Below are 16,110 nucleotides of genomic sequence, written 5' to 3' on the forward strand. Positions count from 1 at the left end.
TAACACGATGGTCATGGCCGCACTTTCGCAGGACAAAAAGGAAGACATGACGACCAAAAAAAATCGCAAAACCCTGATGAAAAGGGGTTTTGCGATTTGATACAGCTATACTTCGTTTTTTAACGCAATATCATATATTACATTGGTACAATAAATTTATTGGTGTCCTCATTCCAGGTTACAGACAGGTACCAGATAATCATGAAACCGACGATAAGGGTCAGGGTCGGTCCATAACCCAAAACATCGGGAAGATATACATAGGATCCAAGAACTCCGTCCACCTCAAAATCATTGTCGTTGATCCAGCCAGTCATCATTGAATTGGCAACTGCGAAAAACGGAACAACCATCATAAGCTTGACCTGCCCTTCACCAACCCGCCAGAGAGTTCCCGATCCGCAACCACCGGCAAACATGGCACCAAGGCCGAAAATAAAGCCACCAACCACACCACCCCAGCCGAAAGTACCGCGGACATAGTTAATGGGATTGAGTATAGCCTCACCTTCTGCCCTGACCGGAACTTCATATTTCAGAATGGCGGCACCAATCGCCACCACGATGATAGAGAGCATGACCGATTTGGCCATAGTACAGTCACCGGTCATATGCGGCTCACGGAACCCCTGAACCATGCACCAGCGACCACGCTGCATGGAATAACCAAGGGCTGCGGCAATCAGCAGAACTCCACCAAGAGAAGCCATATAATCACTGTCTTCATTGCCGCTATATATATATGATCCCGCAATGAGAGCCAAAATACCAATGGCAGCCATGATGCGGATAACCATCGGCGTAAAAGAAATCGTTTTCGAGCCACCCTCACCCCAGCTTATATGTTCCATCTCCAGGTAAAGAAGTTTCAGACCTAAAATGACACCAAAAACCAAACCCAACATCATGGCAAAACCGTTTGCCGCTAAGTTGCCGATGGCATTATAGAATCCACCGACGTTGCAGCCACCGGCAAGGGATGCACCTACACCCATCAAAATACCTGCGATAACCGCCTTAACCATTTCACGATAAGGCGGAACCCTCAGAGCAAATTCATTGCCAAGACAGGCGGAGACAAATGCCCCGCCTATAAAACCGAGGCCAATAACGGAACCGGAATTAGCAAAAATTGCGGCCGGAGCCTCTTCGTACAGGGAAAGTATTCCGGAATCGGTGCCAAAGATAGATCCTATTCCATACATTATCCAGTCACCCCAGTTACGGATAGCACCAACCGCACCCCAGGGTCTCCACCAGGCCATCATCATAACGGAAAAAAATCCTACAACAACACCGGTTACAGTAGGATTCCACTCACTCTGGCAGAATATCTTATACAAGCCTTGAACTTTCTTCTTTAATACCGATTCTTCACTCATTATTGTCCTCCTGACGAGACATTAAAAAAGTAATTATTGGAGTCGTAAATAATGACTGCTTTACACAGCCTATTTTTTTTTGTCAAGAACCACAACAATGAATAGTCATTCATTTCTACCAAAAACACCACCCTGTCGTACAAAACAGCTATTTTTTTATGTTATACCAGTAAATTGTTCCATATTTTTTAACTCTTGACAGAATTTTGCCTCTACAGTATAGGTCATTAAATACTTCCGAAGACGCCAAAATATTGTGTTCAATTCCTAACATACTACCCAGTAGTACAACCTCTACTATTTTTTGTCAGGAGGATCATCATGAGTGATTTCAAAAAAGTTGCCGAAGGGACAACTGCCAACGCGGTTCTGGATGCCAAAGGTTTGAGCTGCCCCATGCCGCTTTTGAGAACCAAAAAAGAGATAGGAAAACTCGCCGCCGGTGAAGTTCTCCAGATCGACGGTACCGATCCCGGCTCCCGTAACGATATCCCCGGCTGGTGTGAACGTGCCGGACACGAGTACCTTGGTGAAAAAGAAGAAACCGGTTACATCTCCTTTTTTATCAAGAAAGGCTGATATCTCCCTCCCCCTCCGGTAAGAAATTTTTTCGCCGGAGGGTCTTGTCTTTTTCGAGTTCCATCGAAAACAAGTCTAGTAGAGGTGCGTCAACCTCGCCTTATCTTTCCAACAGGAGTATATCATGGCAAAAAGTTTAGGAATATTTGTCACTACCGAAAGCTGCATGAAGCATGTAATGGGCATAACCAAGGCTGCCAAAGCCAAGGGATCAAACGTCAAAGTCTTTTTCACCTGGAAAGCTACCCATCTTGCCAAAGATCCTGCCTTTCCTGAGCTTTGCGAAATTGCTGACGATGTATCCATCTGTGTCGACAGTTATAAAAAGCAGGGTTACGACATCGAGGACATCCCTAAAGGGCTGACCGTGAAAAAAATGGCTACCCAGGCGCAGCATGGCATCATCATTGAAGACTTCGACTGCTATCTCAGTCTGTAGGAGGTAAGGACAATGGAATATAAAAAAGTATGTTTGATGTACAGACATGAGGATTACGCCGTAGATGGTATCCGCTCAGCATTAGGACTGGCCGTGGAGAATATGTACGCCTACGGGGTAGTGATGGATACCGAACTGCCGCCATTTGACGAGCATGGTATGGAAACCATCGAAATGTTGAGAGATATGGAGGGTGATATTCTTACAACAGTCCCCGCCAATGTTGAAAAGTGCGATTTCACCGCCATTACCATTGAAGAACTTGGTGAGAAGCTGCGTGAAATGACCCATATCATTCCGTACGGAATTAAATAGATCCGGGGAACCACCACTATGAAAATACTCAATGTCTACAGATCAGAACCCGATGAAACCGTAAAAAAACTGGTTGAGATTGTTACCCGTGACAGGGAATCAATGTCATTTGACCTTAACGTGGAAGCTCCCGACTACGATAAATTAGTTGATATGATATTTGAAGCCGACCAGACCATCTCCTGGTGGTAAGAAGTTCTTCGTTGCAGAGTAAGACCATCCCTGCTCATATTTTGTGAGCAGGGATTTTTTTTATCCAAGCTTCTTTTCCCAAATCCATTCTTTAAAGGCATAAATGTTTCATCACCGCATCATGATAGAGCGGTCGAAACTGCCTTATCTTAATATTCTTTCGTGATGGATTAACCCTGTTCGTCAAAAGCACGACGACACATCCCCTTGCCAGATCAATCCATATTGAACAGCCGGTAAAACCGAGATGACCAATGCTTGCAGGACCAAAATATCTGCCACTGCTTGAATTTTCGGCTGAAGGTGTATCAAAGCCACAGGTCCAGGTTGATCCTGGAAAACGTGTTAGAAAGAGTTTCAAAAGTTCTCTGGAAAAAAGTTCTGTCGTCCTCCAGCCATTCCACACCTCAACCATAAATTGGCCCATTTGCAGTACACCTTCAACGGTACCGAATAGACCAGCATGACCGGCCATACCACCCATTACCCTACAGTTGTCATCATGAACGACACCACACAACGGTTTTTCCGTCCAAGGACATATCTCAGTGGCTGCACAATGGTCGATGTTTCTTTTTTCGACTGAGGGGGTGAACCAAAAATGATTTTGCAGTCCCAGGGGCTCCAGAATGTTTTTCCTATGGAATTGTTCAAGACTCTTGCCTGTCTTTTGCTCAATAATGTAACCAAGCAATATAAAACCGAGATCACTATAAATATTCATTTTTCCAGGAGAATATTCGAGAGGTTCATCCAGGATACTTTGTAAAAAGAAATCTTTTCGCCCACCCTTTTTAACAGCCAAAGCCTCTATAAAATACGGGCGGTGCGCCGGAAACCCTGAACAATGGCCGAGAAGCTGTCTGAGTTGAATATTTTTTTTATCGTCAGGAACTGTGGAAAAAGGAAGTAGGTCGGAAAGGACCATATCCAGGGTTAACACCTTTCTCTCAACCAAATGCAAGGTACAGAGCACCGTCACAAGGGGTTTTGTCAGTGAAGCCAGATCATAAACAGTTTTCGCTGTGACCTTGGTCCTGGTCCTTTCTCTTGTAGTAAAGCCGGAACTGCATATACAGCTCTTCCTCTCGTATTTTTTAGAAACAACCGCTACCCCGGCAACCGCTCCGGGCGTTACACCATCAGTAACCGCCGCTGTCAACAACTGGTCAATGACATCTTTGAGGTTAGCCCTTCCTTGAATCTCCACGCACATTTCCTCTCTTGATGGCCGTCCTTCCTGCTGCAGATTCACTACTCGTAGTTGATACCAATATCTTCTACAAAAACAAAATAACTTATTAAAAAAACACGTTAAATATGAGTTATCAACATCTATCAACAGGATATCAACAACACGTTGCTCCATACGATGTGGAAAACCCTTTAACGGATTGTGGAAAACCCTGTTGAAAAGGTATTTCCCACCAAAACCGTCTTTTTATCCTTTTCTGATTGTTTACTTTTTTATTTAAGCAAAGCAGTATTTTAAATACTTTACTAACATTTCAACAGGCTTAATAAAAATAATCTTAAAAAGATACTATAAAAGAAAAGGTCGTCGCTTAAGGTAAAGGAGAGAGGGTCTTCTTCAATAATTTTTTTACATAAAAGATTTACATGCTAAACAGTAACAAATTGATTTTATGTTTTTTTGCTTCATCATTTCTCTGGAAGTGCATCTAGACAGGTCTCTTAGGTCTTTCTTTAAAAAAAACTCTATGCAAAATACGTGTCTATTTGAAAATGAGCATGATGATTTTGTCTTCCCACCGGCCCTTCAACCCATTATTTCATTGAATTTTTCTTCAAATTTGGCTAGACTACGGGGTCATTTGACTTTTCCTTATAACTTTGTTTTAACACCGTTTTTTGCATATTGGACGAACCAAAATCAACCACGGTGAATTTGGTTATCATCAGTCACTTCGGAAAGCGAGCAATATTATCGCCATATAGGAAGTCAAAGAACCTGCTGATAGCATGATTTTCACAACCCGGTACATCTTTTTCTCCTGCATATTGTTTCATATTTAATTCAATATCAAATACATAAAGTAGTTTTTGATGTCTCCGGGTGCTAGTGCAAATATAACTTGAAAGAAATTTACGGCTTCATCGAAAGGAGTCCCCTATGCCGCTTCAATGCACGGTTGCAAAAAATGCTTTTCTGGATGGCCTCAACAGCCTGCAGAACATCACCAACAAGAAAGGCACCATGGCCATTCTTTCCAATGTTCTTATCGAAGCCCAGGGTAACGGTCTCGTACTTACTGGAACTGATCTTGAAGTGGGGTTACGGCTGTTTGTTCCGGCTGATATAGCGAGCAGCGGGAACATAACCCTTCCCTCAAAGAAAATTTTTGAGATTGTCCGTGAGTCAGGCTCCGAGAGTGTCACCATCGAAGAGACTGAAAATAGCTGGGTTGTCATCACTGCAGGTCACAGTACCTATAACCTGGCAGGGATGGCCAATGACGAGTATCCCGAATTTCCTGAATATGAGGACGATAATTTTGTTTCCTTTGAGTCCCACATATTTCTCGATCTGATCGACAAAGTCATTTTTTCAATCGCCAGTGAGCAGGAAAATATCTATTCGCTCACGTCTGTCCTCTTTGAAAAGGAGAAGAAAGAGGACGGTAACTATCTGCGAATGATATCTTCTGATGGTCACCGCCTCTCCATCATGGAAAAGGATGTGGCTGGCGAGATAGATAATCTGCGGTTGAATCCTGTAACCCTTATCCCCAAAAAAGGTATTCAGGAATGGAAAAAGTTTTGTGAGTCTCGTGACAGTGTCGAAATCTCTTTTGAAGAGAAGCAGATGGTGGTGCGCGACAATCAGGCTGTTATGGTTATTCGACTCAAACAGGGAGAGTTCCCGCAGTATAGGGCCATTGTCAATGCCGTTCAGCTGGAAAACTGCGCCAGGATCAACAGGATCCCTTTTCTGGAATCGTTGAAAAGAATCAATCTCTTTACCGAGGATATCTTTCATACCATCCAGTTGAAGATTGATAATGACAAGATGACCCTCACCTCCCAGAACGCGGATCTGGGAAACGCCAAGGACGTTCAACCTATTGAATACACCGGAACTCCGCTGACACTTGGTTTTAATTGCAGATATTTTCTGGAAACACTGCAGGTTATGGAGTGTGAAACAGTCGAAGCATATATAAATTCCAATAATAGTCCTTGTCTCATTCAATCCGATGTCGACAAGGGATTTATCAGTATCATCATGCCGATGCAGCTCTAGGAAGTGTAACGGAAAGTTAACCTCACTGGCTGCTGTTGTCTGATGCAGTTGATTATTTAGATTTTTAAGGAATGAGCGTGACAGAAGAAAAAAACAGTTATGGTGCCGAACAGATAAAGGTGCTTGATGGGCTGGAGGCGGTTCGTAAACGTCCAGCCATGTATATTGGTTCCACCTCGGAGACGGGGTTACATCACCTTATCTGGGAAGTTGTTGATAACAGTATTGATGAGGCGTTAGCCGGATACTGTTCAAGAATACGAATTACCATTCATGAAGACAATTCGGTAACCGTTGAGGATAATGGCCGGGGTATTCCTGTCGATATGCATCCTACAGAGAATATCTCCGCTCTTGAACTGGTTATGACTACTCTTCATGCCGGTGGCAAGTTCGACCATTCGACCTATAAGGTTTCCGGTGGTCTGCATGGTGTCGGTGTTTCGGTCGTCAACGCCCTGTCGTCTCGTGCGACGGCGACCATCAGGCGTAACGGTAAGGTATATCGCCAGACCTACAGCTATGGTGCAAAGACTTCAGAACTGGAAGAGATCGGTACCAGCGAAAAAACTGGTTCTACCATCAACTTTCTGCCTGATCCGGATATCTTCCAGGAAACAACAGTTTATAACTATGAAACTGTCAAAACCCGAATAAGGGAGCTGTCGTATCTCAATAAGGAAGTTCGCATCCATCTAAAAGATGAGCGAAGCGGTGAAGAAGACAAATTTCATGCAGATGGCGGACTTATCTCCTACGTCGAATATTTGAACAGAAACCGAACACCTATCTATTCTGAACCGATCTTTATTGTTGGCGAGAGGGATCAAGTTGAGGTTGAAATTGCCTTTCAGTATTTTGACGGCTATTCAGAGCGGCTATTCAGCTTTGTCAATAACATCAATACTCGAGAAGGTGGTAGTCACGTTGCTGGTTTTCGTGCGGCTTTGACCAAATGTATCAACCGTTACGCCAGTGATGATATCATCCCCAAAAGTCTCAGGGAAAAGATGGGCGGCGAGGATGTGCGTGAGGGGTTAACCTGCGTTATATCTGTAAGGGTGCCGGATCCACAGTTCGAGGGCCAGACGAAGACCAAACTGGGCAACTCGGAAGTAAAATCAATAGTTGAATCTGTCTGTACAGAAAAACTGACTATTTATCTTGAGCAGAATCCGGGCGTTGCCAAAAAAATTCTTTCAAAGGTTGTTGATGCGGCCAGAGCCCGGGAAGCGGCTAAGCGGGCCCGTGATCTTTCCAGGAAGAAGGGTTCTACCAGTCTGCTTATGGCCGGAAAATTGGCCGAATGTCAGGAAAAAGATCCGGCCAAGCGCGAAATATTTATCGTCGAGGGTGATTCGGCTGGTGGTTCCGCAAAGCAGGGACGCGATCGATCCATTCAGGCTATTCTGCCACTGCGTGGTAAGATCATGAATGTGGAGAAAGCGCGTTTTGATCGTATTCTGAACAGTGAAGAGATTAAACAACTTATAGCGAGTCTCGGCTGTGGTATAGGCAAAGATGAGTTCGATATTGAAAAGCTCCGTTATCACAAGATCATCATCATGACCGATGCCGACGTTGATGGAGCCCATATTCGTACCCTGTTGCTTACCTTCTTTTACCGGCAGATGCTACCGCTTATCCAGGGTGGCTTCGTCTATATTGGTAAGCCGCCGCTCTATAGGTTGGGACGAGGTAAGAAAGAAAAGTATTTCCTCGAAGAAGGCCATTTGAATAGCTTCCTCTTCTCCCAGGCCAGCGAGAAGATGAGCGTTATTATTCATGGTGAAGATGAGTATGAACTGAAAGGCGAGGAAATGGTGAGCATTATGGAGAAGCTCTCCGTTTACCAGCGCATCGTCAGCTACATGAATAGGATGAATATCTGGGAAGAAATGCTCTATTTTCTTCTGGAAAATCAGATTAGATCTGCTGATCAATTCACCGACGAGTCCTTTGTTGCTGATCTCATCGCCAAACTGCCTGCCGAAAAACTGATTATAGGTCATGTTCGTTCCTGCCGCTGGCGTCCCGATTGTTATGAGGCGGATATCGCTGTACGCGGCAAGGTCCAGATAATGATGACACTTGGGCCGCAGATACCGCTTATTAACGAGTACCGTACCGCCTATTCCATGTTCAAGGATATTCAGCCGTATCTTAAAAGCAGCTTTTCCATCAAGGTTGAGGGGAAATCAGGGCAGGATGCAATAAAGTCTGCCAAGGACTGGAATGAAATGGTTCAGGGCGTGCGGGATGAATCTTTTAAAGGCAGTCACCTCCAGCGTTATAAAGGTCTTGGTGAGATGAATCCCGAGCAGTTGTGGGAAACAACCATGAACCCCGAGAACCGAACCCTGGTTCAGGTCAATATCAATGATGCCGAACAGGCAGACGATATTTTTACGACACTCATGGGCGATAAGGTCGAACCGAGACGGGAATTTATCCAGAACCACGCACTCGAAGTGACCGAACTCGATATCTGATTCGTGGGTGGATGCTGCCCGGCAGAAGTTGAATACTAACTTGCTTTAGACTATTTATGACTATTGAAAACGATGTACCACAAGAACTGTTCCCGACGATTTCTATAGAGAAAGAACTGCAGAAATCGTATCTCGATTACGCTATGAGCGTCATAGTGGGTCGAGCCCTGCCCGATGTCCGGGATGGGCTTAAACCCGTTCATCGGCGTGCTCTGTTTGCCATGCGTGAATTGGGTGTTTTTTATAATAGGCCTTATGTCAAATCCGCGAGAATCGTCGGTGACGTCATCGGTAAGTATCATCCACATGGCGATTCTGCCGCCTATGACACCATCGTCCGTATGGCCCAGAATTTCGCCATGCGGTATCCGCTGGTGGATGGCCAGGGTAACTTTGGTTCCCTTGACGGTGATTCCGCGGCCGCCATGCGTTATACCGAAGCGCGCATGACCCGTATAGATCGTGAAATTGTTGCCGATCTCGAAAAAGAAACCGTTGATTTTGTTCCCAACTACGATAACTCGCTAAGTGAACCTTCGGTTATGCCGAGCAAGATACCGACCCTGCTGGTCAACGGTTCTTCCGGTATCGCTGTCGGTATGGCCACGAATATTCCGCCCCACAACCTGACTGAGGTAATAGATGGTTTGATCGCCATGATCGACGATCCCAATATTACTGTTCATGAACTGATGTCCATCATAACCGGGCCGGATTTTCCCACTGGGGCACAGATCTGCGGTCGTGCCGGCATTCGTGAAGCGTATGAAACAGGTCGAGGCGTCATCACCATGCGGGCATTGACCCATGTGGAGAAATCAAAAGGTGGAAAACGGGAATCGATTATAGTCACCGAAATACCTTACCAGCAGAATAAGGCTCATCTGGTTGAAAAAATTGCCGAACTGGTAAAGGATAAGAGAATCGAGGCTATATCTGAGGTTCGTGACGAGTCGGATCGACATGGTCTCAGGATCGTACTTGAGTTGAAAAAAGATGAAATTGCCGATGTAGTCATCAATCAGCTCTATACAATGACCCCGATGCAGAAATCGTTTGGTATCATCTTCCTGGCCATCGTCAATAACAGGCCGGAAGTTTTGAATATCAAACAGATTCTTGAGCATTTCATACTGCATCGTAAAGTTGTTATTTACCGCAGAACCGCATTTGAGCTTCGTAAGGCCGAAGAAAAAGCCCATATACTCGAAGGTCTCAATATTGCAATCAACAATCTCGATGAGGTTGTGAAGCTTATACGGGGATCAAAAAATCCGCAGGAAGCAAAAGAAGGTCTTATAAGCCGTTTCGCTTTAAGTGATATCCAGGCCCAGACCATTCTCGATATGCGTTTGCAGCGATTGACAGGTCTTGAGCGCGACAAGATTGCCAGCGACTACCAGGAAGTTCTGCTGGAAATTGAAAAGCTTCGAGGTATTCTTGCTAGCGAAATTCTCGTAATGGATATCATCAAAACAGAATTTCTTGAGATCAAGGAAACCTATGGTGATGAACGAAGAACAGAGATTATCGATGCAGTCGATGAAATTCTACCAGAAGACCTGATAGCGCCTGAGGATATGGTCGTAACCGTTACTCACTCAGGCTACATAAAACGCAATCCTGTAACGCTCTATCGTTCACAGAACCGTGGCGGTAAAGGTGTTACCGGCGTGAAGAATATAGAGGAGGATTTTGTTTCCGACCTCTACGTCGCTTCTACGCTTGACACTTTCCTCTTCTTTACCAACCATGGCAAAGTTTTCTGGCGAAAAGTTTATCAGTTACCTCTGGCTGGCAGAACTGCACGAGGAAAGGCCATTGTTAATCTGCTGCACCTGGCCGAAGGTGAAAAAGTTGCCGCTATCCTGCCGGTTTCCTCATTTGAAGATGAGGGAATGGAGAAAACCATCATGATGGTTACCAGACAGGGAAGGGTTAAAAAGACCAGTCTTCAGGAATTCAACAGGCCGTTGAAAAAAGGAAAACGCGCCCTGACCATCAATGAAGGAGACGAAATTATAGCCGCCAACATCCTGGGTGGCGACGACACCATTCTGATGGTGACCCGTAAGGGTATGAGTATTCACTTTCACGAGGGCGACGTTCGTACCATGGGTCGTACTGCTGCCGGTGTAACCGGTATGCGGCTTGATGAAGATGATTATGTGGTGAGCGCTAATGTTGTTTCCACCGATAATTCTATCTTGATTATTACTGAGAATGGTTACGGCAAACGTAGTCCGATAAGTGAATATCGTATACAGAAACGCGGTGGAAAAGGTATTTTCGGCATCAAATCCAGTGAAAGAAATGGTGATGTCATTGCTGCCAAGCAGGTGGATGATGACGAAGAAATTATCCTTATAGCAGATTCAGGTAAGATGATCCGTATGGATCTGAGTACTGTCCGTGTTATCGGTCGCTCTACTCAGGGTGTACGCCTTATCAATCTTGATGATGCGGAAAAGGTTGTCAGCATGGATTCTGTTGCAAAAGATACATCCAGCGACGACGATGACGAAGAAGTAGATGGCGAAGAATAATACCAGAATAGCGGTAATAGGGGCCGGATCCTGGGGGACGGCCCTTGCCATGGTACTGGCCTCAAAAGGGTACACAGTGCCCCTTTGGGGTCATGATACGTCACATATTGAATCAATCCGGAAGAAAGGTGAAAATACCAGGTATCTTCCCGGATTGTCTCTTTCGAAAAATATTATTCCAACCGAAGATATCGATAAGGCTGTACGTGGCTATGACGTTATCTGTATGGTTGTCCCCTCCCACGGTTTTCGAAAGGTCTATGAAAAGGTCATCCTGTCATTAAAAGATGGGGCAAGCGTCGTTTCAGCTGTCAAAGGTATTGAAAATGATACGCTCATGACCATGACACAAGTCATGGAAGATGTGCGAAATCGGCTGACACCTGAAAAAACAATCCATACGGCAGTGCTGTCCGGCCCTTCCTTTGCCAAAGAAGTTGCGGAAAAGATTCCAACAGCCATAACCATGGGCTGTAAGCGTCTTGACATTGCAGTAATGCTGCAACAGCTATTTGTAACCGAGACCTTCCGGGTTTATGCATCCACTGATGTCATTGGGCTTGAAATAAGTGCAGCCTTAAAGAATATCGTTGCGGTAGCGGCGGGTATCTGTGACGGGCTTGGCTATGGTTTGAACACGAGGGCGGCGCTTATCACTCGTGGACTTGCTGAGATAACCAGGCTTGGGGTCGCTATGGGAGCAGAACCTGCTACATTTTCCGGTTTGAGCGGATTAGGGGATCTGGTGCTTACCTGTACCGGCAGTCTCAGTCGTAACCGGACGGTGGGGTTGAAACTTGGGCAGGGTTTACAACTCGATGATATAGTGAGTGAGATGAAGATGGTGGCCGAAGGTGTGAAAACCACCCGTTCCGGCTACGAACTTTCCAGAAAAATAGGTATTGAAATGCCCATTCTTGAACAGATATACGCTATTCTCTATCAGGGTAAAAACTGTTCTGATGCCGTGAGAGATCTGTTGAAAAGAGAGCTGAAGGTTGAGTAAACGACCCTTCAGCTCTTCAATAGCGTTTTATTTTGACCAATCGTTATCCATAAAATGGTCATGATCAGGTTTTGGTGGCTTTGCTTCAGAAATTCGCTGATCAAGCCATTTCAATACCTTTGGTAACTCTTCGCGAAATTCGGCCAATGCTTTGCCTCGGTGACTGACAGCGTTTTTCTCTGCCATGGACAGTTCGGCAAAGGTTTTGCCATACTCCTCAAAAAAGAAGAGCGGATCATAACCAAAACCGCTTGTTCCCCGTTTTTCTGTAAGAAGAACACCTTCACAACTTCCCTCATAGGTGAGGGCCGGACCTGAAGGAACGGCGATAGATATAACGCAATGAAAGCTTGCTTTTCTGTTTTGCACACCCTCCATTTCCTGTAACAGTTTCTCGCAATTCTTCTCGTCAGTGGCGTCCGGTCCGGCATATCTTGCTGAATAGACGCCAGGCCTTCCTTCTAACGCATCAACAGCCAATCCTGAGTCATCGGCGATGGCTGGAATACCTAATATCTTTGCCGTATGCAATGCCTTCTTATATGCATTGTCGTCAAAGGTTTCCCCATCTTCCACAGCCTCCGGGATGGGGCCAAAATCGTCGAGTGAGCGAAGATCGACATCAAAGCCTTTTAACATCTCCCTAAATTCACTCACTTTGTGTTTATTTCGCGTCGCAAGCACAATCATGGAACCCATGAGTTACCCTTCCTTATATTTTCTTTGATTTTGGTTTTCGTTTTGCGGGGTCGTAACGGTCCTGCTCACTATAGATGCATCCGCAATAGGACTGGCGATACATGCCGTATTCCCGAGATTTGTCGATACCGTACTGCCATCCGACCCGTAAATCCTGATAGACATAGGTGATACCATATTTTTCGGCAAGATCGAATCCGCATTTTTTCAATTCTTCATGGTCCTGATAGCGGCTGTAGAGAAGCGTTGTTGAAAAACCGTCAAAACCATCTTCTGCAGCTCGCCTGGCAGTTTCTTCCATACGCCATTGGTAACAGATCTGACACCGTTTATCCTCGTTGAATGTCACTTTTCTAAGATATTCTTCAAGACCGTAGACTCCCTCATCCACGACAGGGATATTTTCACTCTTACAAAAGGCCAGAAGCGTTTCCTGACGACGTTTGAATTCCAGAAAGGGGTGAATGTTGGGATTAAAGAAAAAAGCGGAAATTTCGTAGTCCTGCCGCAGTTGCTCCAAAGGATATATGGAACAGGGGCCGCAGCAGGTATGAAGGAGTATTCTCACTATCAGATCTTATACTTTTTCGGGTCAATGTTATACTGGTGAATCTTGTAGTTGATGATCCGAAGACTGGTGTCAAGGTATTTGGCTGTCTTTGTCTGGTTTCCGTTATTTTTTTTCAACCCGTCAATGATAAGTTCCTTTTCGAAATTTTCAACTGACGCTGTCAGCGAAAGCGGATTATCTTCAGTTCTGGTCTCGGATATCTGGAGGGTCGGCGGAAGATGAATAGCTTTGATTGTATCAGTATCACAGATCAAAACAGCTCGTTCGATGCAGTTCTGCAGTTCGCGAACATTTCCGGGCCAATGATACTGGATGAGCATATCGATAGCGGAAGTGGAAATACGGCGAATCTTCTTTTTGTTTTCTGTGGCAAACTTCTCAAGGAAAAATTCAGCTAAAAGAAGAATATCTGTTCGACGCTCGCGAAGAGGAGGCATATAAACCGGAAACACATTTAATCGGTAGTAAAGATCCTCTCTGAAAGCCCCTTCCCTGACGGCACTTTCCAGATCGCGATTAGTGGCAGCAACCAGGCGGACATCGCATTCGATGAATTTTGTTGATCCAAGTCGTTGAAAACTCCTTTCCTGGACAACGTTTAAAAGTTTTACCTGGACAGAGTTACTTATCTCTCCAATCTCGTCGAGAAAAAGGGTACCACCTTCTGCCTGTTCGAATCGGCCTATCTTTCTCTCATTGGCGCCTGTAAAGGCACCCTTCTCATGACCAAAAAGCTCACTTTCAAGAAGAGTCTCTGGGAGTGCAGAACAATTCACAACCACAAAAGGTGAATCCTTTCGTCTGCCGTTATAATGTAAAGCTTTTGCGACCAGAGTCTTGCCTGTACCCGACTCTCCGCGCAATAATACTGTTGCATTAGAATCAACAACACGATGCACCATTTCGAATACATCCTGCATTCTGCTGGAATTACCGACAATGTCGTTGATTCTGTTTTTTTGCGAGAGCTCACGTTTCAGTTTAAGATTTTCGGTGTGCAACTCTTCTTTTTCCTGGTTGACCGCCTGGATACGCATGGTCGTCTGTGCAATGAGGCCACTCAGTACTGTCAAAAACTGGAGATCGGTATTGGCCTGTTCGCTGATACCATCTTCATATACCCGGTCAATGGAAAGAGCGCCGATTACATTGTTACTATGCTTGATCGGAACACAAAGAAAGGAACGGTTTTGTTCCTTGATATCGCCCCGTGAGCGGGTTCTGTTTAAAAAGAGCGGTTCTTCGGAAATGTGTGGAACTATAATAGGTTCGCCGGTTGCAACAACTCTGCCGGTAATGCCCTCACCTATCTTGTATTTCCCTCTTTTCCTCCCCTCGGCGGTGATACCATACGCGACTTCAATTTCAAGTTTTCCTGTCAACGGATTGATAATGGTAACAGTGCCATTCTCCATCTGCTTCATCTCAGAGAGTAGCCCCATGGTTCTCTCGAGGCAGTCTCTGAGATCCATGGCAGAAGCAAGGCGTTTAGATATCTCATAAAGACATGACAAGTCTTGAAGTCTCTCTTCAATTCTACTATTGTGCTCGGTAATCATTATATATAACTAGATAGTATGCGCGAGTTAAAAGCGGGTTTTTCACCTGTTGCTGGTTGTCGTACGAGTTGAGAGAAGTGTGACTCGATGTAAATTGCTCATTATCCCCTACTTGGCAACCTCACGGTACAACAGATCTCAAAAACCCGGCCAGAAATTTCCAAATTGGAAATATTTCAAAAATAATATTACAAAAATGTGATCAAAATTTAAACACTTTTCTCTATATTCTTTTCAGATTGTTGACAACAGGATTCTTCAATGGTACAAGGATGCTGCACGGAGGGATGGCCGAGTGGTTTAAGGCGGCGGTCTTGAAAACCGTTGTACGAAAGTACCGTGGGTTCGAATCCTACTCCCTCCGCCACAACAACTAATCCATTTGGAGAGATGACCGAGAGGCCGATGGTGCTCGCCTGCTAAGCGAGTGTGGGGGTAAAACTCCACCGAGGGTTCAAATCCCTCTCTCTCCGCCAATAAAAAAGCCTGGTGTCTATTATACGACACCAGGCTTTTTCTTTTTCATTCTTTACGAGTGGAAGCTACAAGCCCCACAGTAAATTCGAGCTTATCCAGCCCTCAAGACCCGATTCGTGACGAACCCGAACCCAGTCCTCCTTTCGTTCTATCACTTCAAAGACAACGCCGTAAAAGGCTTTACCGACGATATCAGTTTTTGTTGAAGGACCTTTGCGGATATTTATCTTCTTATTTGTGTTTTTGTTGACCTTAACTATTGCGTGGGGAGTACTCGAAAGCAACGATCGGTTGATCCAACCGGAATCCTGTTCAAAATCCGATACTTTGACCCAGTCGCCCTTCTTTTCAATTATCTTTAAAGGAAAACCTGAACCATACTGCCACTTAATAGTCGAATTCGTATTCGGCTCCGTCCGCAAGTTCACGCGAGTTCCTTTAACGCTTAGGACTTCAGCCATGACAGGCAACGAAAATAGAAGGAGCAGAAACAAAGCCAAGACAGAAGAAATAACTCTAAAAATCATGTACTTACTCTACAGGTAATATTGTGACGCGAGTACGAGGGCTCCATATACTGTTGGCGTG

14 protein-coding genes and 2 tRNA genes are annotated in these 16,110 nt (G+C 45.0%); 10 read left to right on the plus strand and 6 right to left on the minus strand.

The annotated features are described in order from the left end of the window. Window positions 1-137 precede the first annotated feature (137 nt). Complete coding sequence (locus BUF15_RS01155; RefSeq protein WP_073611592.1) at window positions 138-1,382, minus strand: YeeE/YedE thiosulfate transporter family protein; 1,245 nt, start codon at window positions 1,380-1,382, stop codon at window positions 138-140. A gap of 321 nt (window positions 1,383-1,703) precedes the next feature. Between BUF15_RS01155 and BUF15_RS01160 the strand changes: the two genes are divergently transcribed. The 4 genes from BUF15_RS01160 (at window position 1,704) to BUF15_RS27305 (ending at window position 2,907) form a co-directional block, all read left to right on the plus strand. After that, a complete protein-coding gene (locus tag BUF15_RS01160; protein ID WP_073611593.1) occupies window positions 1,704-1,961 on the plus strand; it encodes a sulfurtransferase TusA family protein in 258 nt (85 codons plus the stop codon). Window positions 1,962-2,085: 124 nt separating this feature from the next. Further along, complete coding sequence (locus tag BUF15_RS01165; protein ID WP_073611594.1) at window positions 2,086-2,400, plus strand: peroxiredoxin; 315 nt, start codon at window positions 2,086-2,088, stop codon at window positions 2,398-2,400. A gap of 12 nt (window positions 2,401-2,412) precedes the next feature. Continuing rightward, window positions 2,413-2,715 carry a hypothetical protein gene (locus BUF15_RS01170; RefSeq protein WP_073611595.1) on the plus strand — a complete coding sequence of 101 codons (303 nt, stop codon included), beginning with the start codon at window positions 2,413-2,415 and terminating at the stop codon, window positions 2,713-2,715. 18 nt (window positions 2,716-2,733) lie between these two features. After that, the gene (locus BUF15_RS27305) at window positions 2,734-2,907 is read left to right on the plus strand and encodes a hypothetical protein (RefSeq protein ID WP_200802302.1); all 174 of its coding nucleotides are present in this window, start codon (window positions 2,734-2,736) and stop codon (window positions 2,905-2,907) included. Window positions 2,908-2,998: 91 nt separating this feature from the next. Here BUF15_RS27305 and BUF15_RS01175 read toward each other — a convergent pair whose 3' ends face one another. Beyond that, window positions 2,999-4,276, minus strand: a complete 1,278-nt coding sequence (locus tag BUF15_RS01175; protein ID WP_084553318.1) for a serine hydrolase domain-containing protein — start codon at window positions 4,274-4,276, stop codon at window positions 2,999-3,001. A gap of 765 nt (window positions 4,277-5,041) precedes the next feature. Here BUF15_RS01175 and dnaN point away from each other — a divergent pair. From dnaN to BUF15_RS01195, 4 genes are all read left to right on the plus strand, one after another. Continuing rightward, a complete protein-coding gene (dnaN, locus tag BUF15_RS01180) occupies window positions 5,042-6,172 on the plus strand; it encodes a DNA polymerase III subunit beta (RefSeq protein ID WP_073611597.1) in 1,131 nt (376 codons plus the stop codon). Between the two features lie 71 nt (window positions 6,173-6,243). Beyond that, entirely contained in the window at window positions 6,244-8,664 is a 2,421-nt protein-coding gene (gene gyrB / locus BUF15_RS01185; RefSeq protein ID WP_073611598.1) for a DNA topoisomerase (ATP-hydrolyzing) subunit B, read from the plus strand. Between the two features lie 56 nt (window positions 8,665-8,720). Next, a complete protein-coding gene (gyrA, locus tag BUF15_RS01190) occupies window positions 8,721-11,210 on the plus strand; it encodes a DNA gyrase subunit A (protein WP_073611599.1) in 2,490 nt (829 codons plus the stop codon). Then, window positions 11,197-12,216 carry an NAD(P)H-dependent glycerol-3-phosphate dehydrogenase gene (locus BUF15_RS01195; RefSeq protein WP_073611600.1) on the plus strand — a complete coding sequence of 340 codons (1,020 nt, stop codon included), beginning with the start codon at window positions 11,197-11,199 and terminating at the stop codon, window positions 12,214-12,216. Before gyrA ends, BUF15_RS01195 begins: the two co-directional genes overlap by 14 nt. 27 nt (window positions 12,217-12,243) lie before the next feature. On the opposite strand, the gene BUF15_RS01200 is transcribed toward BUF15_RS01195, so the two are convergent. From BUF15_RS01200 to BUF15_RS01210, 3 genes are read right to left on the minus strand one after another with little or no spacing between them, the layout of a single operon-like run. Further along, complete coding sequence (locus BUF15_RS01200; RefSeq protein ID WP_073611601.1) at window positions 12,244-12,915, minus strand: XTP/dITP diphosphatase; 672 nt, start codon at window positions 12,913-12,915, stop codon at window positions 12,244-12,246. 13 nt (window positions 12,916-12,928) lie between these two features. Further along, on the minus strand, window positions 12,929-13,483 hold the full coding sequence (locus BUF15_RS01205; protein ID WP_073611602.1) for an epoxyqueuosine reductase QueH: 555 nt from the start codon (window positions 13,481-13,483) through the stop codon (window positions 12,929-12,931). A 2-nt stretch (window positions 13,484-13,485) separates the two neighbouring features. After that, window positions 13,486-15,045, minus strand: a complete 1,560-nt coding sequence (locus BUF15_RS01210) for a sigma-54 interaction domain-containing protein (protein ID WP_073611603.1) — start codon at window positions 15,043-15,045, stop codon at window positions 13,486-13,488. Window positions 15,046-15,326: 281 nt separating this feature from the next. Here BUF15_RS01210 and BUF15_RS01215 point away from each other — a divergent pair. Both BUF15_RS01215 and BUF15_RS01220 read left to right on the plus strand, forming a co-directional pair. Further along, a tRNA-Ser gene (locus tag BUF15_RS01215) sits at window positions 15,327-15,412 on the plus strand. Between the two features lie 17 nt (window positions 15,413-15,429). Then, a tRNA-Ser gene (locus BUF15_RS01220) sits at window positions 15,430-15,521 on the plus strand. 66 nt (window positions 15,522-15,587) lie between these two features. Here the strand turns inward: BUF15_RS01220 and BUF15_RS01225 are convergent. Then, a complete protein-coding gene (locus BUF15_RS01225; RefSeq protein WP_073611604.1) occupies window positions 15,588-16,049 on the minus strand; it encodes an SH3 domain-containing protein in 462 nt (153 codons plus the stop codon). Between the last annotated feature and the right edge of the window lie 61 nt (window positions 16,050-16,110).

Origin of the sequence: Desulfopila aestuarii DSM 18488, from assembly GCF_900143695.1 — a bacterium.
Classification (GTDB): Bacteria; Desulfobacterota; Desulfobulbia; order Desulfobulbales; family Desulfocapsaceae; genus Desulfopila; species Desulfopila aestuarii.